Origin of the sequence: Micromonospora sp. NPDC000442 (genome assembly GCF_042898635.1) — a bacterium.
In the GTDB taxonomy this organism is placed as follows: Bacteria; Actinomycetota; Actinomycetes; order Mycobacteriales; family Micromonosporaceae; genus Micromonospora.
This window is the reverse complement of the sequence record NZ_JBIAYZ010000007.1, coordinates 224797-248652: the sequence shown is the minus strand read 5'-3', so window position 1 is coordinate 248652 and position 23856 is coordinate 224797. Positions and strand designations below refer to the sequence as shown.

Annotated in this window: 19 protein-coding genes and 1 tRNA gene; 8 read left to right on the top strand and 12 right to left on the bottom strand. The window is 71.6% G+C overall.

The window, feature by feature from the left end:
* Positions 1–26: 26 nt before the first annotated feature.
* Both ACFY2A_RS14130 and ACFY2A_RS14125 read right to left on the bottom strand, forming a co-directional pair.
* The gene (locus tag ACFY2A_RS14130) at positions 27–1190 is read right to left on the bottom strand and encodes a branched-chain amino acid ABC transporter substrate-binding protein (RefSeq protein WP_387171601.1); all 1164 of its coding nucleotides are present in this window, start codon (positions 1188–1190) and stop codon (positions 27–29) included.
* 642 nt (positions 1191–1832) lie between these two features.
* Complete coding sequence (locus ACFY2A_RS14125) at positions 1833–2462, bottom strand: response regulator (RefSeq protein ID WP_363924975.1); 630 nt, start codon at positions 2460–2462, stop codon at positions 1833–1835.
* 108 nt (positions 2463–2570) lie between these two features.
* Between ACFY2A_RS14125 and ACFY2A_RS14120 the strand changes: the two genes are divergently transcribed.
* Positions 2571–2647: transfer RNA gene (locus ACFY2A_RS14120), tRNA-Leu, on the top strand.
* Positions 2648–2679: 32 nt separating this feature from the next.
* Positions 2680–3429, top strand: coding sequence for a transcriptional regulator (locus ACFY2A_RS14115; protein ID WP_387171599.1), 750 nt, complete (start codon positions 2680–2682; stop codon positions 3427–3429).
* Between the two features lie 101 nt (positions 3430–3530).
* Here ACFY2A_RS14115 and ACFY2A_RS14110 read toward each other — a convergent pair whose 3' ends face one another.
* Entirely contained in the window at positions 3531–4706 is a 1176-nt protein-coding gene (locus ACFY2A_RS14110) for a trans-sulfuration enzyme family protein (protein ID WP_387171597.1), read from the bottom strand.
* Positions 4707–4789: 83 nt separating this feature from the next.
* Here ACFY2A_RS14110 and ACFY2A_RS14105 point away from each other — a divergent pair, with 83 nt between their 5' ends.
* Both ACFY2A_RS14105 and ACFY2A_RS14100 read left to right on the top strand, forming a co-directional pair.
* Positions 4790–5269 carry an Lrp/AsnC family transcriptional regulator gene (locus ACFY2A_RS14105; protein WP_363924977.1) on the top strand — a complete coding sequence of 160 codons (480 nt, stop codon included), beginning with the start codon at positions 4790–4792 and terminating at the stop codon, positions 5267–5269.
* A 56-nt stretch (positions 5270–5325) separates the two neighbouring features.
* Positions 5326–6330 (top strand): LLM class flavin-dependent oxidoreductase, encoded by a 1005-nt coding sequence (locus ACFY2A_RS14100; RefSeq protein WP_387171765.1) that lies wholly within the window; start codon positions 5326–5328, stop codon positions 6328–6330.
* Positions 6331–6589: 259 nt separating this feature from the next.
* Here the strand turns inward: ACFY2A_RS14100 and ACFY2A_RS14095 are convergent, their stop codons facing one another.
* The gene (locus tag ACFY2A_RS14095) at positions 6590–8875 is read right to left on the bottom strand and encodes a cellulose binding domain-containing protein (RefSeq protein ID WP_387171595.1); all 2286 of its coding nucleotides are present in this window, start codon (positions 8873–8875) and stop codon (positions 6590–6592) included.
* A gap of 247 nt (positions 8876–9122) precedes the next feature.
* Between ACFY2A_RS14095 and ACFY2A_RS14090 the strand changes: the two genes are divergently transcribed.
* Positions 9123–10559: a pyridoxal-dependent decarboxylase gene (locus ACFY2A_RS14090; RefSeq protein WP_387171593.1), complete on the top strand. Its 1437-nt coding sequence runs from the start codon at positions 9123–9125 to the stop codon at positions 10557–10559.
* Between the two features lie 75 nt (positions 10560–10634).
* Here ACFY2A_RS14090 and ACFY2A_RS14085 read toward each other — a convergent pair whose 3' ends face one another.
* The 5 genes from ACFY2A_RS14085 to ACFY2A_RS14065 all read right to left on the bottom strand — a co-directional run bounded on the left by ACFY2A_RS14085 (position 10635) and on the right by ACFY2A_RS14065 (position 15302).
* Positions 10635–11588, bottom strand: coding sequence for a sulfite exporter TauE/SafE family protein (locus ACFY2A_RS14085; protein WP_387171591.1), 954 nt, complete (start codon positions 11586–11588; stop codon positions 10635–10637).
* 190 nt (positions 11589–11778) lie between these two features.
* Entirely contained in the window at positions 11779–12240 is a 462-nt protein-coding gene (locus ACFY2A_RS14080; RefSeq protein ID WP_363924982.1) for an Rrf2 family transcriptional regulator, read from the bottom strand.
* Between the two features lie 125 nt (positions 12241–12365).
* The gene (locus tag ACFY2A_RS14075; RefSeq protein ID WP_387171589.1) at positions 12366–13247 is read right to left on the bottom strand and encodes an acyl-CoA thioesterase; all 882 of its coding nucleotides are present in this window, start codon (positions 13245–13247) and stop codon (positions 12366–12368) included.
* Positions 13244–14692, bottom strand: a complete 1449-nt coding sequence (gene pyk / locus ACFY2A_RS14070; RefSeq protein ID WP_363924984.1) for a pyruvate kinase — start codon at positions 14690–14692, stop codon at positions 13244–13246. The genes ACFY2A_RS14075 and pyk overlap by 4 nt, the downstream gene beginning before the upstream one ends.
* 244 nt (positions 14693–14936) lie before the next feature.
* Positions 14937–15302, bottom strand: a complete 366-nt coding sequence (locus tag ACFY2A_RS14065) for a YciI family protein (protein ID WP_387171587.1) — start codon at positions 15300–15302, stop codon at positions 14937–14939.
* Positions 15303–15549: 247 nt separating this feature from the next.
* Between ACFY2A_RS14065 and ACFY2A_RS14060 the strand changes: the two genes are divergently transcribed.
* Both ACFY2A_RS14060 and ACFY2A_RS14055 read left to right on the top strand, forming a co-directional pair.
* The gene (locus ACFY2A_RS14060; RefSeq protein WP_387171585.1) at positions 15550–15870 is read left to right on the top strand and encodes a hypothetical protein; all 321 of its coding nucleotides are present in this window, start codon (positions 15550–15552) and stop codon (positions 15868–15870) included.
* Positions 15867–16328: a hypothetical protein gene (locus ACFY2A_RS14055; protein WP_363924987.1), complete on the top strand. Its 462-nt coding sequence runs from the start codon at positions 15867–15869 to the stop codon at positions 16326–16328. Before ACFY2A_RS14060 ends, ACFY2A_RS14055 begins: the two co-directional genes overlap by 4 nt.
* Before the next feature lie 82 nt (positions 16329–16410).
* Here ACFY2A_RS14055 and ACFY2A_RS14050 read toward each other — a convergent pair whose 3' ends face one another.
* The gene (locus ACFY2A_RS14050; RefSeq protein WP_387171583.1) at positions 16411–20505 is read right to left on the bottom strand and encodes a CHAT domain-containing protein; all 4095 of its coding nucleotides are present in this window, start codon (positions 20503–20505) and stop codon (positions 16411–16413) included.
* 122 nt (positions 20506–20627) lie between these two features.
* Here ACFY2A_RS14050 and ACFY2A_RS14045 point away from each other — a divergent pair, with 122 nt between their 5' ends.
* Complete coding sequence (locus ACFY2A_RS14045; protein ID WP_387171581.1) at positions 20628–21503, top strand: aldo/keto reductase; 876 nt, start codon at positions 20628–20630, stop codon at positions 21501–21503.
* 194 nt (positions 21504–21697) lie between these two features.
* Here ACFY2A_RS14045 and ACFY2A_RS14040 read toward each other — a convergent pair whose 3' ends face one another.
* Positions 21698–22552 carry a lipase family alpha/beta hydrolase gene (locus ACFY2A_RS14040; protein WP_387171762.1) on the bottom strand — a complete coding sequence of 285 codons (855 nt, stop codon included), beginning with the start codon at positions 22550–22552 and terminating at the stop codon, positions 21698–21700.
* A gap of 431 nt (positions 22553–22983) precedes the next feature.
* The gene (locus ACFY2A_RS14035) at positions 22984–23793 is read right to left on the bottom strand and encodes a TerC family protein (RefSeq protein ID WP_363924386.1); all 810 of its coding nucleotides are present in this window, start codon (positions 23791–23793) and stop codon (positions 22984–22986) included.
* Between the last annotated feature and the right edge of the window lie 63 nt (positions 23794–23856).

The following is a 23856-nucleotide window of genomic DNA, read 5'->3' as shown; positions in this document are numbered from 1 at the left end:
CCGCGGAACCGTTTACCGGACCCGGGTCAGGAGAGCTTGATCTCCTGGTCCGGCACGACCTTGCCGCCCTCGACCTTGTACGCCCAGACCTTCACCTGGGCGGGGTCGAGCTCGCCGGTCTCGGTGAACTTGTAGCTCGCCGCCACGCCGTCGCCGGTGTAGCCCTTCACGAACTCCAGCAGGGACTCCCGGCTGGTCTTACCGTCCTTGATGCCCGCCAGCAGGATGTTCGCCGCGTCGTAGGCGGTGTCGCTGTAGGTACCGGGCTCCGAGCCGTTGAGGGCCTTGTAGTCCTCGACGAAGCTACCCCGAGCCTCGGTGGCCGGCTGGCACGGGCAGGTGAGGATGGTGCCCTCGGCCGCCGCCGCACCGGCACCCTCGATGTAGGCGTTGTCGTTCACACCGTCGCCAGCGACCAGGGTGGCGGTGACGCCGGCAGAGGTCAGCTGCTTACGGATCAGTCCGGCTTCCTGGTAGTAGCCGCCGTAGAAGACCGCCGTCGCACCGGTGGACTTCACCTTGGTGACGGTCGCCGAGAAGTCGTTCTGCTTGCCCTCGCCCTGGACCTTGTCGCTGCCCACGACCGCCGCGCCGAGCACCTTCTTGACCTCGTCGGCCAGGCCGGCACCGTAGGCGGACTGGTCGTCGATCACGTAGACCTTGTCGGACTTGAGCACGTCCTTGATGTACGCGCCCGCCGCCGGGCCCTGGCTCAGGTCGTTTCCGACGGTCCGGAAGAAGGTCTTCCAGCCCTGCTCAGCCAGGCTCGGCCGAGTCGCGGACGGGGTGATGTGCACCAGACCGGCCTCGGAGAACAGTGGGTTGGCGGCCTCGGACTCACCGGAGTAGGCCGGCCCGACGATGCCCAGCAGCTGCGCGTCGTCGATCGCCTGCTGAGCCAGCGCCGGCGCCTGCTCCGGGTTGCCCTGCGAGTCCAGCGGCACGAGGCTCACCTGGCAGTCCGGGTTGGCCTTGTTGTACTGGTCGACGGCGAGCTTGACGCCGTTGTTCTCGTTGATACCCAGCGCCGCGGAGGGGCCGGTCAGCGCGCCGAAGAAGGCAATCTTGCTGCCGCAGCCGTCGCCACTGGCCTCGTTGCTTGCGCTGTCAGACTTGCAGGCGGCCGTGCCGCCGAGGGCGAGCGCGGCGATTGCCACGCCACCGACCAAACGTACGAGCTTCTGCCTCACGGCCCGAACCCTCCTCCATCCCATGGCTCAAACCACCCGCTGCCTATTGGCCCTTGCAGGGGAGGCCGAACCAGACCGTCGTCGCCGGTCTGGGGCCGGACGTTATCCCACCGTGCACGGGTGGCGTAAGCCCCGGAGGGGGCCGTTGACCGAACCGTTACACACCGTGGCGAATTGGGGGTGGTCGCTGTAAGAAACATCCGGCGGACAGACCGCCGGTCGGAGCTAGTTCACCTCTGCTCCGTCGACGTCTATCGGCCGGCAGACACACCCGACCAGGCAGCACGGTCCCCACTCCTCCGGCCGACGATCTTCAGCCTGGTCTGGTCGCAGCCCGTGGACTCGACCCAGCCTCGACTCCACCGCCCCCGCAAGAGGAACCTGGTCGCCAGCCTTCGCCGCGCCTCGCCGGATCAGCCGCGTGCCGCCAGCTAAGCGCTCGGACTGACGTATGCCTCGGCAGTTACCACCAGTACGCCCTGTCACAGCGCCGCTGGATTCGACCGTTCGACTCCGACGGAGCCTTTGAAATGTTCAGGCGGCATCGTCGCCTCACCCGCGCTGGGGTACATCGACGATCAGCCCGCCCTCTAGAGGGTTGTCCCGCTGCGGACGGTACCAACGCCCACCGGACGGGATCGGTTAAGAGGTCGGCTCGACCGGCTCGGCCACCTCGCCGCCAGCGGTCTCGGCGAGGATCCGCTCGGAGACCTCCTTCATGGTCATCCGATGGTCCATCGCGGTGCGCTGGATCCACTTGAACGCCTGCGGCTCGCTCATGTTGTACGTGGTCATCAGCGCGCCCTTGGCCCGCTCGACGGTCTTGCGGACCTCCAGCCGGTCGGTCAGCCCGGCCACCTCGGCCTCGAGTGCGGCGATCTCCGAGTAGCGGGACAGGGCGATCTCCACCGCCGGCACCAGGTCGCTCTTCTGGAAGGGTTTGACCAGGTACGCCATCGCGCCGGCCGCGCGAGCCCGCTCCACCAGGTCACGCTGGCTGAACGCGGTCAGAATGATCACCGGGGCGATCCGGGCCCCGGCGATCCGCTCGGCGGCCGCCAGCCCATCCATGATCGGCATCTTGATGTCGAGGATCACCAGGTCGGGCTTGAGCTCCTCGGCCAGCCGGATGGCGGCCTCGCCGTCACCGGCCTCGCCGACCACCTCGTAGCCCTCCTCGGCCAACATCTCGGCCAGGTCCAGCCGGATCAGCGCCTCGTCCTCGGCGATCAGTACCCGCCTGCGCGCGGCATCCGTCTGCGTCTCGGCCACGAGCCACTCCCACCCAGTCTGCGCTCTGACACCCGCGGTACCGGGTGTCGCCGCTCCTAGCGTAGTGGGTAACCTATGGGGGCGACGCGACAGGCGTTGAGCGAGAAAGTCCCCGTATTCCAACCGGTAGAGAAACGGAGCTCAAACCTCCGACAGTGTGGGTTCGAATCCCACCGGGGACACCACAAGTGTCGTACGGACGTTCGACAATGGCGCCATGCATCCACCCGAGGTGCGTGCACGCGCACAAAGCTTGTACCTGACTGGTGCGACCGTCGCAGAGGTTGCCAGGAGCGTCGGCCTGCCCTATGCCACCGTGCGTGACTGGTGCAGGGATCGGCCAATGTCAAGGATGCGGACCACCGCCCTTCGCTGCTTCCGATGTCGCGCCGACGTCGGCAACCCGACAATCGGTGCCGCCTACGCCTATCTACTCGGTCTCTACCTCGGCGACGGGCACCTGGTGACCTCTGCGCGGGTGCCGGTCCTCCGGATCTCATGCAGCAACGCCTGGCCGGCCCTGATCGACGCATGCGAGGCGGCCATGCGAGCGGTGCTCGCGAGCAAGGTCCAACGGGTCCAGCAGCAAGGTTGCGTCAGCGTGCAGAGCTACGGCACGCACTGGCCCTGCCTGCTGCCACAACACGGGCCCGGCAAGAAGCACGAGCGGCGGATAGTTCTTGCCGACTGGCAGGAGCGCGTCGTCCGGGCGGTCCCCGGTGACTTTCTGCGCGGCCTGTTCCACTCCGACGGTTGCCGGATCGCGAACCGGGTCACCGTTCGGGGAAAGACGTACGTCTACCCGCGTTACATGTTCGTCAACGAGTCCACCGACATCATGGGGCTCTGCCAGTGGGGGCTGGACCTGCTCGGCATCGCCTGGCGGATGAACCGCCCCAACAGTCTCTCGGTCGCCCGCCGGGAGGCGGTCGCCGCGCTCGACCGCCGCGTCGGCCCGAAGTCGTGACCCACCCGGACGGCGCCGACCGGCGAGACGCTGGGCTGGCAGAGGGGACGGCGCCGACCGGCGACTGCCCGCACGCCGAAGGTCAACTCATCGTGCCCGGGTCAGATCGTGACGAGCGCGTTCTCCAGGTCGGCGCGCAGGTCCTCCGGGTCCTCCAGGCCGACCGAGAGCCGCAGCAGTCCGCCGTCGGGCTTGGCCTCTCCCTCGACCGGACGGTGGGTGAGTGACGCCGGGTGCTGGATGAGCGTGTCGACGCCGCCGAGGGAGACGGCGTGGGTGATGAGCCGGCAGCCGCCGGCGACCGCTGCGGCGGCGGGTGCGCCGCCGCGTACCTCGAAGGCGAGGAGGCTGCCCGGGCCGGACATCTGCCGACCGACGAGCCCGGCCGGGTCGTTGGTACCGGGGTGATGGACCCGCGCGACCGCCGGATGTGCGGCGAGCCAGAGGGCGAGTTTCTCCGCACCGGCCTGCTGGGCGCGGACCCGTAGCGGCAGTGTCTGGAGGCCGCGGTGCAGCAGGTACGCCCCGAGGGGGTGCAGGATCGCGCCGGTGAGGGCGCGGATCTGGCGCAGCCGGGTGGCCCACTCGGCGTCGCAGGCGATCACTCCGGCGAGGACGTCGCCGTGGCCGCCGATGCTCTTGGTGGCGCTGTGCAGCACCAGCCTGGCGCCGTGGCGGGTGGGTTGCTGGAGGACCGGGGTGGCGACGGTGTTGTCGATCAGCAGGGGCACCGGGCCGGCGGCGTCGGCGAGGGCGGCGATGTCGAGCAGGTCGAGGGTGGGGTTGGCGGGGGTTTCGGCGATCACCAGGGCGGTGTCGGGGCGGATGGCGGCGGCGACGGTGTCGGGGCGGGCCCAGGTGACGTCGGTGCCGAGCAGGCCGGTGGCGAGGACGTGGTCGGTGCCGCCGTAGAGGGGGCGGACGGCGACCAGGTGCCGTCGGCCGTCGCGGGTGGCGGCGAGCAGGACGGCGGTGAGTGCGGCCATGCCGCTGGCGTAGGCGACGGCTTCGGTGGTGCCTTCCAGTTCGGCGAGGGCGGTTTCGAAGCGGGCCACGGTCGGGTTCCACAGCCGCTGGTAGACGGCGCTGGCGTCGGCGGGGAGGGTGCCGCCGGTGGCGAGGGTTTCGTAGGCGTCGCCGCCGGCCTCGACCGAGGGCAGCGGGTTGGTGGTCGACAGGTCGATCGGCGGTACGTGGACGCCGAGGGCGGTGAGGTCGTCGCGGCCGGCGTGCACAGCTCGGGTGTCCACGGTCGTCATGTCGAGAGGATCGAACATCCCGCCCATCACGGGCAATAGCTCCGAATATTATTCGCCATATTCACTTTCGGAGCCGGTAGGGTTCGATGGAGGATGGCGGCATGCCCCCCGTACCGCACGATGTTCGGCCATTCGCGGCCCTCGACGACACCGACCGCGCCATCCTGACCGAGCTGGCCGGCGACGGCCGGTTGCCGAACAATGCCCTGGCCGAACGGGTGGGGGTGGCGCCGTCGACCTGCCTGGCGCGTACCCGGGCGTTGCGGGAGTGCGGGGCGATCCGGGGTTTCCACGCCGAGGTGCATCCGGCGGCGTTGGGGTTGCCGTTGCAGGCGTTGGTGTCGGTGCGGCTGACCGAGCACGCGCGGGCGGCGGTCGACGCGTTCCGGGCGCGTTCGGTGCGGTTGCCCGGGGTGGTGTCGGTTTTCCATGTGGCCGGGGCGGAGGATTACGTGCTGCATGTGCGGGCGGCCTCGGCGGAGGCGCTGCGCGACTTCGTGCTGGACCATCTGGCGGTGGATCCGGCGGTGCAACACACGCAGACCAGCCTGATCTTCGAGCAGGCCCGTGGGTCGGGTTGATCACGTCCTCGTCCGGTTCGGGAACAGAACCGGCGTGCGCCGGGTTGGCCAGCCGTGTGATCGACGTTCCGTTGTCTGTCCTCGACCTCGCCCCCGTCGCCGCCGGTGCCTCCGCCGGCGAGGCGTTGCGGCACACCACCGAGTTGGCGCGACGCACCGACGAGCTGGGCTACCACCGGTTCTGGGTGGCTGAACACCACAACATGCCGGCCATTGCCTCCTCGGCGCCGGCGGTACTGATCGCGCATCTGGCCGCGCACACCACCGACATCCGGCTCGGCTCGGGTGGGGTGATGCTGCCCAATCACGCGCCGCTGGTGGTCGCCGAGCAGTTCGGCACCCTGGAGGCGCTGCATCCGGGGCGCATCGACCTGGGTATCGGCCGTGCGCCGGGCACCGATCAGGTGACCGCGTTGGCGCTGCGCCGCACCATGGAGGGCCTGTCGGCCGAGGGTTTTCCCCGCGAGCTGAACGATCTGATGGGCTACTTCGACGAGGCGGCGTCGGGGCGGATCACCGCGACTCCGGGGTGTGGGCAGCGGCCGGCGGTGTGGTTGTTGGGTTCCAGTGGGTTCAGCGCCCAGTTGGCCGGTGCGCTGGGCCTGCCGTTCTCTTTCGCGCATCACTTCAGCGCGCAGAACACGTTGCCCGCGTTGGCGCTGTACCGGCAGAGTTTCCGTCCGTCGCGGTGGCTGGAGCGGCCGTACGCGATGGTGGCGGTGAACGCGGTGTGTGCCGAGTCCGACGAGCGGGCCGAGTGGTTGGCCGGGCCGGCCGGGTTGTCGTTCCTGCGGTTGCGGTCGGGGCGGCCGGAGCCTCTGGCGAGCCCGGACGAGGCGGCGGCGTACCCGTACACCGAGTTCGAGCGGGAGTTCCTGGCGCAGCGCCGGCAGGGTCAGGCGAGCGGTTCCCCGGAGACGGTCCGCCGGCAGTTGGGTGAGCTGCTGGCCAGCACCGGCGCGGACGAGCTGATGTTGACCACGATGGTGTACGACGTCGCCGACCGGGTGCGTTCGTTCGAGTTGATCGCGACCGAGGTGGCCGGCGGCCTGCGGCGCTGACGGGGTGGCCGCGGCCCGACCGGGATGGCATGGTGTCCCAGGTCACAGCGTTTCCCGGGCCGCGAAACACGATCTTCACGACAGCGTCACCCTCGCGACGCGGAGCCCGCCTAACGTTGTATCCGGTGGTGGTACGGCACTCCCCGGTCGGGACGGGTCGGGGGTGCCGCGGTGTGGGGCACCGGGCCGCAGTTGTGCGGATTCCGCGATTGCGGCCCGGTGCCTTTTCCTTTCTTCTACCGCTTGCTCACCCCGACGGTCAACGCAGGTAGATGTTGGGCGCGGGTGGCGTGCTCATGCCGTCGCCAAGGAAGCAGCTCGGGTGCGGGGGCTGGTTGTAGGCGGTGTTCTGCCAGGCGATGGCGACCCGGTACTGCAGGTCGTGCATCAGGGTGTGGACCCGGATACTGGTCGGCGTCGGGGTGCTGTAGATGCGCAGGGCCCGGCTGTCGGTGGTGCGCCACACCACCTCCTCCCGCCAGTCACCGAACAGGTCGGCCGAGAGGCTCGGGGTCGACTTGGTGCCGTTGTTGGACGCGACGCCACTGCCGGTGAGCAGACGGGTGTCGCCGCCGGTGCCGTACTTGTCGATCCGGGTGGCGTCGAGCAGTTCGCGGACCGGGTCGCCGTCCCACCAGATGAGGAAGTTCGTCGAGGACGGCTTGCGGCCGATGTTCTGGCCGCGGGTGTTTGCCAGCCCACTCACCGCGGACGACCAGGATTCGGCGCCGGGGCTGCCGGCCCAGATGTCGGCGGAGACGCCTCGGCCGTTGTCTCCTCCGGTCGGGGTGGACCAGAGAATTTGACCGGTGCGGGCGTCGGCGAACCAGGAGCTGGGCTTGCTGCCGTCCTCGCTCACCTTGAAGTACTCCAGTCCGGGGCGGGACGGGTCGAGGTCGCCGACGTGGCCGGCGTCGCCGTGGCCGTGGCCTGTCGACCAGAGCAGGCGGCCGTTGTCGTCGATGGTGGCCGCGCCGTAGACGATCTCCTGCCGGCCGTCGCCGTCGATGTCGGCGATGGAGAGGCTGTGGTTGCCCTGTCCGGCGGCGGAACCGTTGCCGGAGGCGTTGGAGTCGAAGGTCCACCGCTTGGTGAGGGTGCCGTTGCGGAAGTCCCAGGCGGCGATGACCGCGCGGGTGTAGTAGCCACGGGCCATGATCAGCGACGGGCGTTGCCCGTCCAGGTAGGCGGTGCCGGCGAGGAACCGGTCGACCCGGTTGCCGTAGTTGTCGCCCCAGGAGGAGACGGTGCCGCGCGGCGGGTCGTAGTTGACGGTGGAGAGGGCGGCACCGGTGCGGCCGTCGAACATGGTCAGGTACTCGGGGCCGGCGAGGACGTAGCCGGCGGAGTTGCGGTGGTCGGCGCCGCCGTTGCCGATCACCTGGCCGATGCCGGAGCGGGTGCCGTCGGCGGTCTTCATGGCCACCTCGGCACGGCCGTCACCGTCGTAGTCGTACACCTGGAACTGGGTGTAGTGGGCGCCGGCGCGGATGTTGCGACCGAGGTCGATGCGCCACAGCCGGGTGCCGGTGAGTGTGTACGCGTCGACGTAGACGTTGCCGGTGTAGCCGGACTGCGAGTTGTCCTTGGCGTTGGACGGGTCCCACTTGAGCACGAACTCGTACCGGCCGTCGCCGTCGAGGTCGCCGACGCTGGCGTCGTTTGCGGAGTAGGTGTACGTCTCGCCGCTGGGCGTGGTGCCGCCCGGCGGGATCTGCAACGGCACGTCGAGGTAGCCGGAGGGGAACTGCAGGGCCGGCGCGGAGGCGGCCTGTTCGGCGCCGCCCACCACGGCCCGCACGGTGTACGCCGCGCCGGCCGGCGCGCCGCTGTCCAGGTAGTTGGTCGCGCCGGTGATCGGGCTGGCGTTCACCCTGGTCGTACCTCGGTAGAGGTTGAAGGCGACACCGGTGGTCTCGGTGCCCAGCAGCCGCCAGGAGACCAGGTTGGCCGATCCGGAGCGGACGCTGACCAGGCCCCGGTCCAGGTTCTCCGCCTGCATCACCCCGGGCGGTGGGGTCGTCGGCGGCGGCGTGGTCGGTGCAGGTGTGGTGGGTGCAGGTGTGGTGGGTGCAGGTGTGGTGGGTGCAGGTGTGGTGGGTGACGGCGGCGGGGTGGTCGGTGCGGTGGCGCCGGTGCAGGTGGTGCCGTTCAGCGCGAAGCTGGTCGGTGCCGGGTTGCTGCCGTTCCACGAGCCGTTGAAGCCGAAGTTGACGCTGCCGTTGGTGCCGATGGTGGCGTTGTAGTCGACGTTGCGGGGGCTCACCTGGGCACCGGACTGGGTGACGGTGGTGTTCCAGGCCTGGGTGACCTGTTGCCCGGCGGCGTAGGACCAGGTCAGCGTCCAGCCGTTGACCGGGTCGCCGAGGTTGGTGACGGTGACGTCGGCGCCGAAGCCGCCGGTCCACTGGTTGGTGACGCGGTAGTCGACGCGGCATCCCGCGGCGGCGGCCGAGACGGTCAGGGTGGTCAGCACGCCGGTGGCAGCGACGGCGGTGGCGGTGGCCGCGGCGAGCAGGGCCGCCCGGGGGGCGGTGCGAAGCATGGTTCCTCCGGTGGAGGTCGGACGCGCGGCGTCCGGTGGTACGCCGGCCGTGCCCGGAGCCGACGAGCCGTTGGTCGTCCACCGGCCGTGCCCGGGCCGGCGGCCGTGCCGCGCTAGCGGAAAGAATCCATCGAATCGATGGTAGTGATTGCGTTCCCGCGCGTCTGTGATGCTAGGGCAAGCGCTTTCTGCTCACAATCGATCCGCTGACTTGCTCTGACGCCGGTCCTTTTGATCCACTCGCCGGGTGGCTGCACACATGACGCCTGAGGAGTTCCGCCGGGCCGGGCACGCGGTGGTCGACTGGATCGCCGACTACTGGGCGACGCTGCCGCAGCGCCCGGTGACCTCCCAGGATCCGCCCGGCACGGTGGCCGCCGGGCTGCCGGCCGGGCCACCGGCCCGGGGCGAGCCGGTCGAGGCGGTCCTCGCCGACCTGGACAAGCTGGTCGCACCCGGGCTCACCCACTGGCAGCATCCGGGTTTCTTCGGGTTCTTCCCGGCCAACACCTCGGGTCCCAGTGTGCTCGGTGACCTGGTCAGTGCCGGGCTGGGCGTGCAGGGCATGCTCTGGGCCACCGGTCCGGCCTGCACCGAGCTGGAGACGGTGCTGCTCGACTGGCTGGCCGACCTGCTGGATCTGCCGGCCCGGTTCCGCTCCGGCGGCAGCGGCGGCGGGGTCATCCAGGACTCGGCCTCCTCGGCCACCCTGGTGGCCACCCTGGTCGCGCTGCACCGGGCCGCCGGCGGTCGGTGGCGTCAGGCCGGCGTCGACCGCCGCTACCGGGTGTACGCCTCGACGGAGGCGCACTCGTCGGTCGAGAAGGCCGCCCGGATCGCGGGTCTGGGCGCCGACGGCGTGCGCCTGATCGAGGTGGATCCGGCGACCCGGGCGATGTCGCCGGTGGCGCTGCGCGCCGCGATCGAGGCGGACCGGGCCGCCGGGGTGGTGCCCGCCCTGGTGGTGGCGACCGTCGGCACCACCTCCACCACGGCGGTGGACCCGCTGCCCGAGATCGGACCGATCTGCGCCGAACACCGTGTCTTCCTGCACGTCGACGCCGCGTACGCGGGCGCGGCGGCGGTCTGCCCGGAGTTGCGGTTCGGCCACGCGGGCCTGGAGTACGCCGACTCGTACTGCTTCGACCCGCACAAGTGGCTGCTCACCGGCTTCGACTGCGACGCGTTCTGGGTGGCCGACGCCGGTGAGCTGGTCGAGGCGTTGACCGTGCTGCCGGAGTACCTGCGCAACGCGGCCAGCGAGTCCGGCGCGGTGATCGACTATCGGGACTGGCAGGTGCCGCTGGGGCGGCGGTTCCGGGCCTTGAAGCTGTGGTTCGTGCTGCGCTGGTACGGCGTCGAGGGCCTGCGCGAGCACATCCGTCGAGGGGTGGCGCTGGCTGCCGGGTTCGCCGACCGGGTCCGCGCCGACGAGCGGTTCGAACTGGTCGCCGACCATCCGTACGCGCTTGTCTGTTTCCGGCTGCGCGGCCCGGACGGGCCGAACGAGCGGCTGCTGGCGGCGGTGAACGCCACCGGCCGGATCTACCTGACCCACACCCGGGTCGCCGGCCGACACACGCTACGCCTGGCCGTCGGCGCCCCACAGACCACGCAGGCCCACGTCGACGAGGCCTGGCAGCTGATCTCGGCTACCGCACCACCCCCGCGCCCGGCTGCCTGATCCTCCCCGCAACTTCTTCGTCGATCATGAGGTTGTTGTCCCTCCGCCTGGCGTGTCGGGACAACAACCTCATGGTCAACGGGGATCAGGGCGGGTGGTCGCGCCCGCGCCGACCGGCTCGGGGGTGGGGGGCTGCGGGTCGGTGGAGAAGGTTGCGGCGAGGGCACGTTCGCGGCGGGTGCGCAGCAGCACCCGGACCGCCAGCGTCAGGGCCGTGATCCATCCTGCGGCCAACAGCAGGTAGACGACCACCGGCAGGGATCCACCCAGGTCGCCGGCGCGCATCAGGACGCGGGCGTTGGTCAGCACGATCACGCCACCGACGGCCGCGCCGAGCAGTTGGGCCGGCACGATGCGCACCAGCCAGGCCGCGATCGGTGCGGCGATCAGGCCACCGGCGAGCAGCGCGAGCACGATCGGCAGCAGGAAACCCTCGGTGCCCAGACCGATCAGGAAGCCGAGGCTGGCGGCGGAGGCCACGACGAACTCGGAGGTGTCCACCGAGCCGATCACCTTGCGGGGCTCCATCCGGCCGCTGACCAGCAGGGCCGGGGTGGCCACCGGGCCCCATCCGCCGCCGCCGGTGGCGTCCACGAAGCCGGCGACGAGGCCGAGCGGGCCGAGGAAACGCCCGCGTAGCCGGCCGGCGGCCGGGTTTCGGCGCAGCGGTCGGGAGAACCGGATGAGCAGGTACGCGCCGAGCGTGAACAGGATCGCGGCCATCCAGGGTGCGGCCGACTCGGTGGAGAGCGCGCTGAGGAAGGTGGCACCGGCGAAGGCACCGAGCGCGCCGGGCACCGCGATGCGGCGCACCACCCGCCAGTCGACGTTGCCGAACCGCCAGTGCGCCGTGCCTGCGGCGAGCGTGGTGCCGATCTCGGCCAGGTGCACCGAGGCGGACGCGGCTGCCGGTGCGACGCCGGCCAGCAGCAGCAGCGTCGAGGAGGTCAGCCCGTACGCCATGCCGAGCGAACCATCGACGAGTTGCGCGGCGAGCCCCACCAACGCGATGACGAGCAGCTTGCGCACGACGCCTCCCGGCTAATCGACATCTCCTATCGGCTTGGTCGACAATGCGGCATGGCCGGCCTCCGGTCAACCCTGCGATCAGTCAGTGAGACGACACGTCGCGACGCCGACGCGCGGCGGCCGTGGGGCGTGGCGCGTCGCCGCCGTGGGGCGGTGGCGCGTGGCAGCCGTGGGGCGGTGGTGCGTTCGGTCAGGTCCAGGCGCCGGGGTCGGCGACCAGCTTGGTGACCGGCTCGGGCAGGGTGCCCCGCGCCACGTCGGCGACGGTGACCAGTTCGAGGATCTGCCGTTCGCTGGCCCGCAACGCGATCCAGACCTCCTGCAACGCCCGCGCCGCACCCTGGTATCCGAGGTGTTCGGGGCGTTGGCCCCGGATGTGGGCCAGCGGCCCGTCGATCACCCGGATCACGTCGGCGAGGCAGATCTCCTCAGCCGGCCGGGCCAGCCAGTAGCCACCCTCGGGCCCGCGCTGAGCCTGCACCACGCCCGCACGGCGCAGTTGCAGCAGGATGCTCTCCAGGAACTTCGGTGGGATCTGCTGGGCCCGCGCGATCTGATCGGCGGTGACCGGGCGACCACGTCCAGCCCCGGCCACCGAGGCCAGTTCGGCGACCGCTCGAAGGGCGTAGTCCACCCGGGCTGAGAGACGCATGTCGGACAGGTTAACCGTCGGGTATCCGGGTATCGCCCGGCGGCCCACCACCGGCCGACCGAGGTCCGGCACCGTCGTACCGTGGTCGCCGACAGTAGCTGGCCGAGAACACCGGGAACGGTGCCTCAGCCGCCGACGCGGCGCAGCAGGCCCTCCTGCACGGCGCTGGCGATCTGGCTGCCGGCCACCGTGAACATGCGGCCGGTGGCCAGCCCGCGCGCCCCGGAGGCCGACGGGCTCCAGCAGTCGTAGAGGAACCATTCGTCGGCCCGGAACGGCCGGTGGAACCACAGGGCGTGATCCAGGCTCGCCCCCACCACGCCACCCGGCCCCCACACCTCGCCGTGCACCGAGAGCACCGAGTCGAGCAGGGTCAGGTCGGAGGCGTACGTCAGGGCGCAGGCGTGCAGCAGCGGATCGTCGGGCAGCTTGCCGTCGATTCGCATCCACACCCGCTGGTGCGGGTCGGCCGGCCGGTCGCCCGGACGAACCCAACCGGGTTCACCGACGTAGCGCACGTCGATCGGGCGGGGAATCTGCCCCCAGATGCCCAGCCGCTCCGGGTAGCGGGAGAGCCGGTCGGTCATGGTCGGGACCGACTCCGGCCCGGGCACGTCCGGCGGCAACGGGGCGTGGTGGTCCAGCCCCTCCTCCGGCCGCTGGAACGAGGCGGACATGAAGAAGATGGGCTTGCCGTGCTGGAGCGCGACCGAGCGGCGCACCGAGAACGAGCGGCCGTCGCGGATGTTCTCCACCTCGTACTCGATCGGCTCGACCGGGTCACCGGCGCGCACGAAGTAGCCGTGCAGGGAGTGGACCACCCGCTCCGCGTCGACGGTGCGGCCGGCGGCGACCAGGGCCTGGCCGGCGACCTGGCCGCCGTACACCCGTTGCGGGCCGACCGGCGGGCTCATCCCCCGGAACGACATCGCGCCGGTCGGCGCGAGGTCCAGGACCTCCAGCAGTTGGTCGACGGCGGCCTGGCCGACGAGGGAGCCGTCGGTCACTGCAACGCCCGTGCCGTGGCGGCGTCGACGAGCGAGCCGAGCTGGTGCACCCGCAGGGTGTTGGTGGAGCCGGGGCTGCCGGGCGGGCTGCCCGCCACGATCACCACGTAGTCGCCGGGGTTGCCCCGGTTCAGCCCGAGCAGCGCCTGGTCGACCTGGCGGAACATGTCGTCGGTGTGCTGCACGAACGGCATCAGGAAGGTCTCCACCCCCCAGGAGAGGGCGAGTTGCGCGCGCACCTCGGGCACCGGGGTGAAGGCCAGCAGCGGCAGGTCGCAGTGCAGCCGGCTGAGCCGACGCACGGTGTCACCGGTCTGCGAGAACGCGACAAGCGCCTTGGCGCCGATGGCCCGGGCGATCGAGGAGGCGGCCACGGTGAGCGCCCCGCCGTGCGTACGCGGGTCGTGCTGGAGGCGGGGCACCAGGATGGATCCGGCCTCGGTGGTGCTGACGATCTTGGACATGGTGCTGACGGTGAGCACCGGGTACTTGCCGACGCTGGTCTCACCGGAGAGCATCACGGCGTCGGCACCGTCGAGCACCGCGTTGGCGACGTCGGAGGCCTCGGCGCGGGTCGGCCGGGAATTCTCGATCATGGAGTCGAGCATCTGGGTGGCCACGATGACCGGCTTGGCGTTCTCCCGGCACAACTGCACCGCGCGCTTCTGCACCAGCGGCACCTCGTCGAGCGGCAGTTCCACGCCGAGGTCACCGCGGGCCACCATGACCCCGTCGAAGGCCAGCACGATCGCTTCGAGGTGGTCGACCGCCTCCGGCTTCTCGACCTTGGCCAGCACCGGGCGGTGCACGCCGACCTCACTCATGATCGCGTGGCACAGCTTGATGTCGTCGGCGGAACGGACGAACGACAGGGCGACCAGGTCGACACCGAGGCCGAGCGCGAAGCGCAGATCGGCGGCGTCCTTCTCCGACAGGGCGGGCACGCTGACCGCCACGTTGGGCAGCGAGACACCCTTGTTGTTGCTGACCGGCCCACCCTCGGTAACCAGTACCCGGATGTCGTTGCCGGTGACGTCGGTGACCTCGACGGCGACCCGGCCGTCGTCGATCAGCAGCCGGTCACCGGGCTTGACCTCCTGGGGAAGCCTGCGGTAGGTGCAGGAGACCCGCTCCTTGCTGCCCACGACGTCGTCGCCGGTGATCACCACCGAGTCGCCGGTGCGCCACTCGTGCGGCCCGTCGGCGAACCGACCCAGCCGGATCTTGGGCCCCTGGAGGTCGGCCAGAATCGCCACCGGCTGACCCGCGGCCTCGGCGGCCTCCCGCACGAGCCGGTAGACCGCCTCGTGGTCGGCGTGGCTGCCGTGACTGAAGTTGAGCCTCGCCACGTTCATGCCGGCTTCGACGAGCCCGCGGATGCGCTCGGGCGACGAGGTGGCGGGGCCAAGAGTGCAGACGATCTTCGCGCGGCGTGTCACGCCCATCAGGCTAGTCTCTCCTCCGGGTCGGACCACCGGCCGACCCCTTGCGCAATGTGGAACAGTTGTCCAACGGCGCGCGGCTCACGCGCGCAGCCGGCGAGCGTGAGCCGCTCCGGACGTCGATGGCGGGCAACGGCGACCGCGCGCCGGAATGGTACGCCCCTGGCGCCAGGGCACGTCGGGGCGCTCCGGGTTGACAACTGCCCGCGACCTTCCGGCGACATGACGTGAACGCGGTCGAGTCGGCTCAGCTCTCCGTCTTGACCAGCGGAAACTCCAACGAGCCGGCCGGGCAGAGGAAGGTCATCACGTCCACCCGGTAGAGGCCGGCCTGCACCGCCGGGTCAGCTTCCATCACGCTGCGGACATCGTCGACCGAGCCGGTCCGCGCCAGACCGAACCCGAGCGGCGGGTCCGGCTCCCGGGCCTGGCCGTCCACCGCGCCGGCGACGAGGATGATCCCCCGCTCCTGCATCGCCTGCATGTGCCGGGCGTGCTCGGCCTGCAACCGCTGGACGGTCTCGGTCGGCAACGCCCGCCCGGCGGCGCCGGGATACAGCACGATGCACTCGTACGTGTCGAGTGCGAAGTCGACCTGCGGCTCCCCTGACATAGCTTCCCTTTCGCACGGGCCCGCCGACGCCGGGCGGTGCACGCGGCGGTACCGTCCAGCCTCCCACGGACGGTCCGGCCGCACGGGTGCTCCGCCGATCCTCCCCCGGCGCTCCTGCTCCCCGGTGCCCGGTCGCCCGACCCCGCCCCGTCGCGACGCCGACCGCCCGCGCGCCGGGTGACCGACGGGCGGGCGGTCGCTACCGTGTGGTCGATGTCGTACGGGCGGCGGTGGGGAGGGTGCATCGGTGCGGGATCGTGAGTCGGCGGCGGAGCCGCTGCCGTACGTGGAGGTCACCGACGAGGGGTACGCCACCCGGGTCGCGGAGACGTTCTCGGTACGCCGGTACGGTCCGGCGGTGCTGCTCAGCGGCGACTGCCCCCGCTGCCAGCACCCGATCTCCTGCCCGATCGTCGGCGAGGTGTTCCGGCGGGTTGCGTCGCAGGCATCGGTCGAACTTGGTTACCGGACCCTGCTCTGCAGCTGCGCCGCCGAGCATCCGGACCGCCCGGACGGGCTGGCCGGCTGCGGCGCGTACTGGACGGTGACGCTGGAGGTCGAGTCGTGATCCGACTGCGGCCGGGCCCTGCGGCGACGCTGACCGACCTGCGCCGGGCGCAGGAGCTGGCCGCGTTGCTGCGCGGCGAACTGGACCGGGTCCGGGCCGCTGCGCTGGCCTGGCGCAACGGGCTGGGTGGCCTGCTCGTGGCGCTTGTCGGCTTCAGCCTGATCCGGGGTCGCTCCGACGTCAGCACCCTCGCGCCGGGCTGGGGCGCGCTGGTCGGCGTACTGCTGCTGGCCGCGATCATGGCCGGGGTCGCCGGGGCGCTGGCGCTGCTGCGGGCCGCGCACGGGCCACTGTCGGTGACGCCGGTCGCCGAGCTGCCCCCAGCTCCGCTCGGCGAGCACCGGGAGGCCCTCGCCGCGGCCCGGGCACTACGCCTCGGGGTGCTGCTGGTGCTGGTCTGCACGGCCCTGCTGATCGCCGCCGTGGGGGTCACCTGGTACGCGCCCGGCCAACCCTGAGCGGACCAGGTCGGGGCCGGGAGTCGTCGGCCTGCTTCAATACCGGTCGGCCCGGTGATCCGCAGCGGTGAGACGCTCCCGGTCAGGGGCCGATATGGGCGTAGCCCGCCCAGAGTTCCGGCAGGTCGGGCAGGGCGGCACGCACCTGCCGGACGGCGTGGTGCAGGGCGGACGCGGCCCGCTCCGGGTCGAGCCCACCGGGCACCGCCAGCGCCGCGTACATGTCCTCGCACAGCTGCACGGTCAACGCGTCGGAGATGGCCCAGAGCGCGCCGATGACGTGCCGGAAACCCGCAAGCTGGAACGCGGTGCCCAGGGTCAGCGCCTCGTCCGGCAGGGCGGCGCCGCCGCGTACCGTGTCGCAGGCGGACAGGATCGCGAGCGCGGCCGTGGTGCCCGCCGGCCGCCACAGATCCCGTACGTGCAGCGGGCCACCCGCCAACGCGAGCCGGCCCCGGGCGGGCGCGGCGAGATCCTGGGTGCCGTGACAGCACAGGTGGACCACTGGCGTTCCCGGCAGGGCGCCGAGCACCGCCGAGGGGGTGGCCGCCGGTCCGGTCAACGACGTCACGTCGGTCAGGTACCGGCGTACCACGGCCTGCTCCCCCGCCGCGCCGGGCAGGTCCGTCAGCCCCGGCGTACGCGGCATCCCGACGAACAGGGCCGAGGTGACCGGCGCGGACCTGGCCGCCGGCGCCTGCCGGGCCCGGACGAGTGACCGCAGCGAGGCCGTGTACGACGAGACGACCCGGTCGAGGACCCCGGTCCCCCCGTCCAGCGGCGCGGCGGCGTGCAGCGGCAGCAGGGTGAGCACACCTGTGGGACACCACCACAGACGGGCCGGCGCGGCATCGGCGGCTGGCGGCGCGGCGGCCGGGCCCAGCGCGTCCAGCACGGGGGCAGCGACCACCCGCCACAACCAGTCCAGGGTCTCCGGGATCCGACGTCGGAACGCGGCCCTGCGGCGCTGCGCCTCCGGTCCCGGGTCATTATCGGAGGCGGTGACCTCGGCGAGCCCGATCAGGAAGTACGCGGCCCGCAGGTGCAGTTCGTCGAGGGTCAGCTCGGGCAGCGGCACCCTCGTCACCTGTCCCCCGCTGACCACAAGCGCGTCGCAGCGCCGGGCGGCCACGTTGACAAGCACCACCGGACCGTCCTCGCCGGCCCGGGCCAGATCGGCGAAGGGGGGTGGCCGCAGGAAGCGTTCGAAGCCGGGCAACTGCCGGATCTCCGCCAGCACCTCACGCCGCTGGCCGGCCAACTCGTGCCGGCGCTCCGAGCCCATCATCGTGTCGTCGACGACCCGCGAAAGGACCGGGGCGGCCAGCCCGCTGGCCGGCGACGGCCCGGTCGGACCGGGCATCGGATCCAGGCGATCGAGGGCGGCCTGCGTGGCGGCCAGCCGCTCGGCCAGGCGGGGCGCCCGCGCGCGTAACGCCGCCAGGTCGGCACCGGCGTCGTGGGCCCGGGTGAGCAGCACCCCTCGGCCGTACTCCAGCAGCTCCACAGCACGTTCCGGCCGGTCGAGCGCGATCGCCACCGCCGCGGCGTCGCCGGCCAGGCCCCGGAACTGCCCGAGCAGCCGGCCCTGGTCGTCGAGGTCCATACCGTGCCAGGCCACCAGGTCGAGCAGCTCGATCGCCGTGGTGTGACCCGCAAGCGCCGCCGGCAGGTCACCGGCGTCGGCGGCGAGCCTGGCGTACGTACGCGCGGCACCGGCCCGCAGCAACGACGGCGCCGCCTCGATCGCGGCGGCCTCGCGCAGCAGGGCGATCGCCTCGGCCAGCTCGACCGGCGGCGGGTCGGCCGAGCCGACCGACGCGGAGGCTGTCGAGTCCCCGGGGCGTGCCGTGCTGGCCGGGCCACCGAGGGCCGGGTCCGCGGCGGCGGCCTCAGGTGCGGACGTCGTGTCCCGGGCGGCGTGGGCGATCTCCTCGACGGCGGCGGCCAGGTTGCTCAGGCACATCGTCTGCTCGGGGTGGTCGACGGGCAGTGCCGCGACCGCCGCCCGGTACGCCGTCAGCATCTCGTGGGCGTCGTGGCCGGCCCGAGCGGCCCGGAATCTGATCAGCAGCGCGTTTCCGAGGTTGGTCTGCAACCGGTACCGGTCGGCAGCCGAGGCGGGTGCGGCCTGCGCGATCTGCCGCAGCAGGGTGACCGCCTCGTCGAGCGCGGCGGGATCCTCGGTGAGTTGGTGCCGCAGCAGGTGGCTGAGCGCGAGCGTGCCGACGATCCGTACGCGGTCGACGGGCTCGGCCTCCCGCTGCGCCAGCTCCGCCGCCTCCCGCAGCAGCGTGACCGCCTGCTCGGCGTCGGTAAGCGCGACCGCCCGGGCCTGCTCCGGTGCGGTGCCGCCGTCGGCCGGCAGCGCCGCGTTGACGACCAGTTCGGTGCGCCGGTTCAATGCCGATCCCAGATTGAGCAGGCCCAGCATTCGGTCCGGGCGCCCGGGTGGGGCAGCGGCCACCGCCCGCCGCAGCACCGCGGTCGCCTCGGTGAGGATGCCCAGGTCCTGGGTGCGGCCGAAGAGTTCCTGAAGGACCAGACCCAGATTCGACAGGCGGAGCGGCAGTTTCGCCGGATTCGTCGTGCCGGCGACCGCCTCGCGCAACCTCGCCACAGCCGGTTCCAGCAGGTCGGGTTCCCCCGCCAGGTTGGCCAGGTCACGCAGCATGTTGCCCAGGTTGTTCAGCAGGTCGGGCCGATCCGGATGGTCCGCCGGCAGCAGCCGCTCCCCCTCGGCGAGCGCGTCGCGGGCCTCCCGCAACGTCGGCACCCCGGCCAGGTCGGCGTACCAGCGACCCAGCGTGTACCCGAGGTCGCCGAGGCGTCGGGCCCGCTCCACCGGGTCGGTCGTGTCGGCTGCCGCCGTGCGCAACAGTCGCACCGCCTCGTGGAGATCCTCGGCCCGGCGGTGCAGTGCGTAGCGCGCCTCCCGCAGCTTGCCCTCGGCCTGCCACAGCCCGCCCACGTCCTGCCCGTCGAGCCGAGGTCCGGCCGCCGCCGCCCGGTACGCCTCGATCGCCGCGTCCAGGTTGGCCGGTGCCGGCCGTCGCTGGTGACGCTCACCGACCAGCCCTGCCAGGGTGGCCCGCGCCAGGCTGTCCCGATCCTCGCCGAGCCCCGCCGCCAGCGCGGCACGGTTGGCCTCGATCGCCGTGTCCAGGTCGTCGTCGGTGCCGGTGACGACGAACCGTCTACTGGCCAGCGTCGCGTACGCGAAGAGCACCAGCGGATCGGCCCGGACGGACACCGCCTGCGCCAGCGCGTCGACGGCCCGTTCGAGGTCGGCCGGCTCGCCGCGGCGCTGCCAGCGTTCGCGCAGCCGTTCGCCGAGGTTGACGCGAGCCATCAGCCACACCGGCGAGTCGGCGGGGGCGGCCCGGGCCGCGTCACCGAGCAGTCGGATCGACTCGTCCAGGGCCGCGGCGTCACCCGCCTGCTCGAACCGGTCGCCGAGGACGTTGCCGAGGTTGAACAGCCGAATGGGGCGCTCCGGGTCACCGGCCGGCGTCGACTCCAGGCTCTCCCGGTGCGCGTCGATCGCCGCCGGAAGCGACCGATGCCGGCCCAGGTACAGGTACTGATCCCGGTGCACCCGGCCGAGGGCGGAAAGGTAGTGCAGACGCTCGGATGCGCCGGACGGTGCGCCGGCCAGGGCCCGTTCCAGCAGGGCCTGCGCCTGGTCGGCCACCCGGTAGTCCCCGGAACGTTCGGCCCCGCCCATCAGCGCGACCGCCTGGCGGAACAGCTCGGCCGGCGCGTCGCCGCCGGATCGGCCGGGCGCGGCCCGGGCTGCGGGGATCCGGCCAGCGGTCTGGGCGGAACCGGGCGCGTGGGTGTGGAGCAGGGCCAGCAGCGACGGTGGTACCCGCTGCGGTGCCAGGTGCAGCAGCATCTCGGTCAACCCGACCGCCTGCACGAGGTCGGCGGCGTTCTGCCCGGCCGGCAGGATCTGGTACCGGTACCAGTGCAGGCAGGCCAGCAGGAACAGGGCCTCGGCCTCGTGCTCGGCGAGTGAATCGCGGCCGGCCACCCCGTCGAGCAGCTCGTACACCGGTCGGGCCTCCTGGAGGGCTGCGGGTTCCAGCACCCACCGGGGTTCCATGGTGGTGCCGAAGCCGTCGAGCCGCTTCCGCAGCCGTCCCACCGGGTCGGACCTGAACCGCTGCCACATGCCAGCCCTCCCGTCGCAGGCACCGTCCCGCCCAGGGGTAGCAGCTGCGGTGACCGGCCGCTGTCCCAAAGCCGACCAGGTAGCTTGGGGCTCCGAAGGCAACAATCCGAAAGGTGGTCCCCGTGGCGCTCGAAGCCGGTACCCGACCTGCGAAGGAGTCCGGCACCTACCGCATCGGCGGCGATCTACAGGTCGACCGACTCGGTTACGGCGCGATGCAGATCACCGGTCCCGGCGTCTGGGGTGACCCGAAGGACCCGGCCGAGGCGGTCCGGGTACTGCGCCGCGCCTACGAGCTGGGGGTGACGTTCATCGACACCGCCGACTCGTACGGTCCGTTCGTCTCCGAGCTGCTGATCCGCGAGGCGCTGCACCCGTACCCCGACGACCTGCTCATCGCGACGAAGGCCGGGCTGACCCGCAGCGGCCCGGGTGACTGGCGGCCGGTGGGCCGACCGGAGTACCTGCGTCAGCAGTGCGAGCTGAGCCTGCGTCATCTCGGGCTGGATGCCATCGGCCTCTATCAGCTGCACCGCATCGATCCGGCGGTGCCGCTGGCCGACCAGTTGGGTGAGCTGGCGCTGCTGCGGGAAGAGGGCAAGATCCGGCACATCGGGCTCTCCGAGGTGACCGTCTACCAGATCGAGGCGGCCCGCCGCATCGTGCCGATCGTGTCGGTGCAGAACCTGTACAACCTGGCCAACCGCGACGCGGAGGACGTGCTCGACCACTGCGAACGTCACGACCTCGCGTTCATCCCGTGGTTCCCGATCGCGACCGGCGACCTGGCCCGGCCGGGCGGCCCGCTGGACGCCGTCGCCGCCGAGCACGACGCGACGCCCGCGCAACTGGCCCTCGCCTGGCTGTTGCGCCGGTCGCCGGTCATGCTGCCGATTCCCGGTACGTCGTCGGTGGCCCACCTGGAGGAGAACGTGGCCGCCGCCCAGGTGAAGCTGACCGACGCCGAGTACGAGAGGCTCTCCGCCGCCACCGCCTGACACACCCACCCACCCCGCACCGCGCCGCGAGCCCACTCCGCGCCGCGAGCCCACAACTTCGGGGAAAGTGCTGCCTGAGACCTACTAGGACCCGACAACTTCGGTGATGTTGCTGCCTGCTGGCCCGCCGCAGGGCGATGTGGGTCAGTGGGACGCGGCCCGGCGAAGAGGTGGGGTCGCCGGGCCGCGGTGGGTCACAGGGCCAGGCAGTTGGGTTTGATCGCCGCGTCGCGGAGGACCTGCCGGACGACGGTGTAGGTGGTGCCGTCGAGCACCAGGCCGAGGTGGCCGACCACGCGCAACGGGCACCGGGACTGGATCAGTACGTTTGTCGCCCCGTCGGCCAGCATCGCGTTGTCGACCGGTCGGACCAGTTCGTCCTGCCAGGTGCGCACGGTGGTCCAGCGCACCGGGGCCGGGGTGTCGTCGCCCGCGTTGAGGGCGGTGAGGAACGACGACCCGATGGTCATCTGCTGGCAGGCGATCACGCCGGCACAGCTGCCCAGACCGAGGAACGACACGATGTTGGCCACGTACGTGCCGTACTGCGGGGTGCCCAGGCTGACGTAGCGTTCGACGGAATCGCCGCCACCGAGACTCTTGATGTAGTAGCGGCTGACCAGGCCACCTTCGGAGTGTGCGACCAGGTCGACCTTGGCACCTCCGGCGGCGGCGCGGACCTGCCCCACGTACCCGCGCAGCCCGGCGGCGGACGCGGTGATGTCGCCGAGCCCGAGGTTGGGCAGCTGGTAGATCCACACCCGGTAGCCGTCGGCGCGTAGCCGGGCAGCGAGCGGCTCATAGACGGCGGCGATGCCGCTGAGCCCACCGACCACGATTACCGGATTGGCACCGGCCAGCGCCCGCAGGCCGTCGGCTGCGGCGTCGCCAGTGGGCGTGACGTGGGCAGACGCGGCCTCGCGAGCAGACCCGACCCCCCGGGCAGACGGAGCCCCGCGGGTGAACCCAGCCTCGCGGGCGGCCGCGGCGGCGGTGCCGGGCGCAGGGGGCACGCCTGCCACTGCGGTCGCACCACTGGTGGTAGGGATGCTGGCAATGGCGGTGCCAGCAGGCCCAGTTGCGCCGAACGTGGCGGTGATGGCGGTACCAGCAGGGCCGGTGGTGCCGGTGGTAGCGGTGGTGGCGACGCGGGTGGGTGCTGCCGTGTCGGGCGCAGCATTGGCGGCGGCGGGAGCCGTGAGGACGGCGGCGACGGTGAGTGCCAGGACGGGGACAGCCTTTCGGAGCAGCATCGCTGCACCTCCCAAGGGGATCCCGGGGTTACCGGGTGGAGGCGGTGGGATGTCCGATCGACCGTGCACTGATGATGCGGGTCACAATCCAGAAACGTCAATGAAAAGTTACGCGCGGGTAGCGATTGCGGTAACCGACATCCCGCGACGGCAGCCGGCGGGCCGTCCAGGTACGACGAACGCCGCACGCACCGGGTGGGTGCGTGCGGCGTTCAGGTCGGCGTGGGTCAGCCGGCCGGCGTCGTCTCCGGCTCCGACTCCGGCTCGGTACGGGTCGGCCCCTGCTTCACGTACGTCGGGTGCAGCTGCACCGGCTGCCGCTCCTGCTGGCGACGCTGCCGCGCCCGGACCCGCAGGTTGAGGAACTCCACGAAGATCGAGAAGGCGATCGGGCCGTACACGTAGCCCTTCGGGATGTGCTGGTCGAAGCTCTCCGCGATCAGGCTCGCACCGATGATCAGCAGGAACGACAGGGCCAGCATCTTGACCGTCGGGTGCTGGTTGACGAACCTGCTGACCGCGCCGGCCGAGACCAGCATGATGATCATCGCGATGACCACGGCGGCGACCATGATGGCGAGTTCGTCGACCATGCCGACCGCGGTGATCACCGAGTCGAGCGAGAAGACCACGTCCAGCACCAGGATCTGCGCGATGACCGCACCGAACGAGACCACCTTGCCGCCCTCGCGGGCATGGTCGGAACCTTCCAGATGCTCGTGGATCTCATACGTCGCCTTGCCCACCAGGAATATCCCGCCGAGCAGCAAAATCAGATCGCGCCCGGATATCTCCTGCCCGAGCACGGTGAACAGCGGCGCGGTCAGGCCGATGATCCAGGACAACGACGCCAGCAACAGCAGGCGAGTGATCAGGGCGAGCGAGATGCCGATCGTCCGGGCCCGGGCCTGCTGGTGCTCGGGCAACCGACCGGACAGGATCGAGATGAACACGACGTTGTCGATGCCCAGCACGATCTCCAGCAGGAGCAGGGTCGCGAACGCGATCCACAGCTCGGGACTGGTCAGGAACTCCATGCCATCCTCGACTCTCACGACCGGCCGCCGGGTCGGCACCCGGACCATCGGCTGATCTGCATC

Coding starts and splice junctions, on each gene's coding strand:
- ACFY2A_RS14115 (WP_387171599.1), top strand. CDS start 2,680: ATGCATCCACCCGAGGTGCGTGCACGCGCACAAAGCTTGTACCTGACT.
- ACFY2A_RS14110 (WP_387171597.1), bottom strand. CDS start 4,706: ATGTTCGATCCTCTCGACATGACGACCGTGGACACCCGAGCTGTGCAC.
- ACFY2A_RS14105 (WP_363924977.1), top strand. CDS start 4,790: ATGCCCCCCGTACCGCACGATGTTCGGCCATTCGCGGCCCTCGACGAC.
- ACFY2A_RS14095 (WP_387171595.1), bottom strand. CDS start 8,875: ATGCTTCGCACCGCCCCCCGGGCGGCCCTGCTCGCCGCGGCCACCGCC.
- ACFY2A_RS14080 (WP_363924982.1), bottom strand. CDS start 12,240: ATGCGTCTCTCAGCCCGGGTGGACTACGCCCTTCGAGCGGTCGCCGAA.
- pyk (WP_363924984.1), bottom strand. CDS start 14,692: ATGGGCGTGACACGCCGCGCGAAGATCGTCTGCACTCTTGGCCCCGCC.
- ACFY2A_RS14065 (WP_387171587.1), bottom strand. CDS start 15,302: ATGTCAGGGGAGCCGCAGGTCGACTTCGCACTCGACACGTACGAGTGC.
- ACFY2A_RS14050 (WP_387171583.1), bottom strand. CDS start 20,505: ATGTGGCAGCGGTTCAGGTCCGACCCGGTGGGACGGCTGCGGAAGCGG.
- ACFY2A_RS14035 (WP_363924386.1), bottom strand. CDS start 23,793: ATGGAGTTCCTGACCAGTCCCGAGCTGTGGATCGCGTTCGCGACCCTG.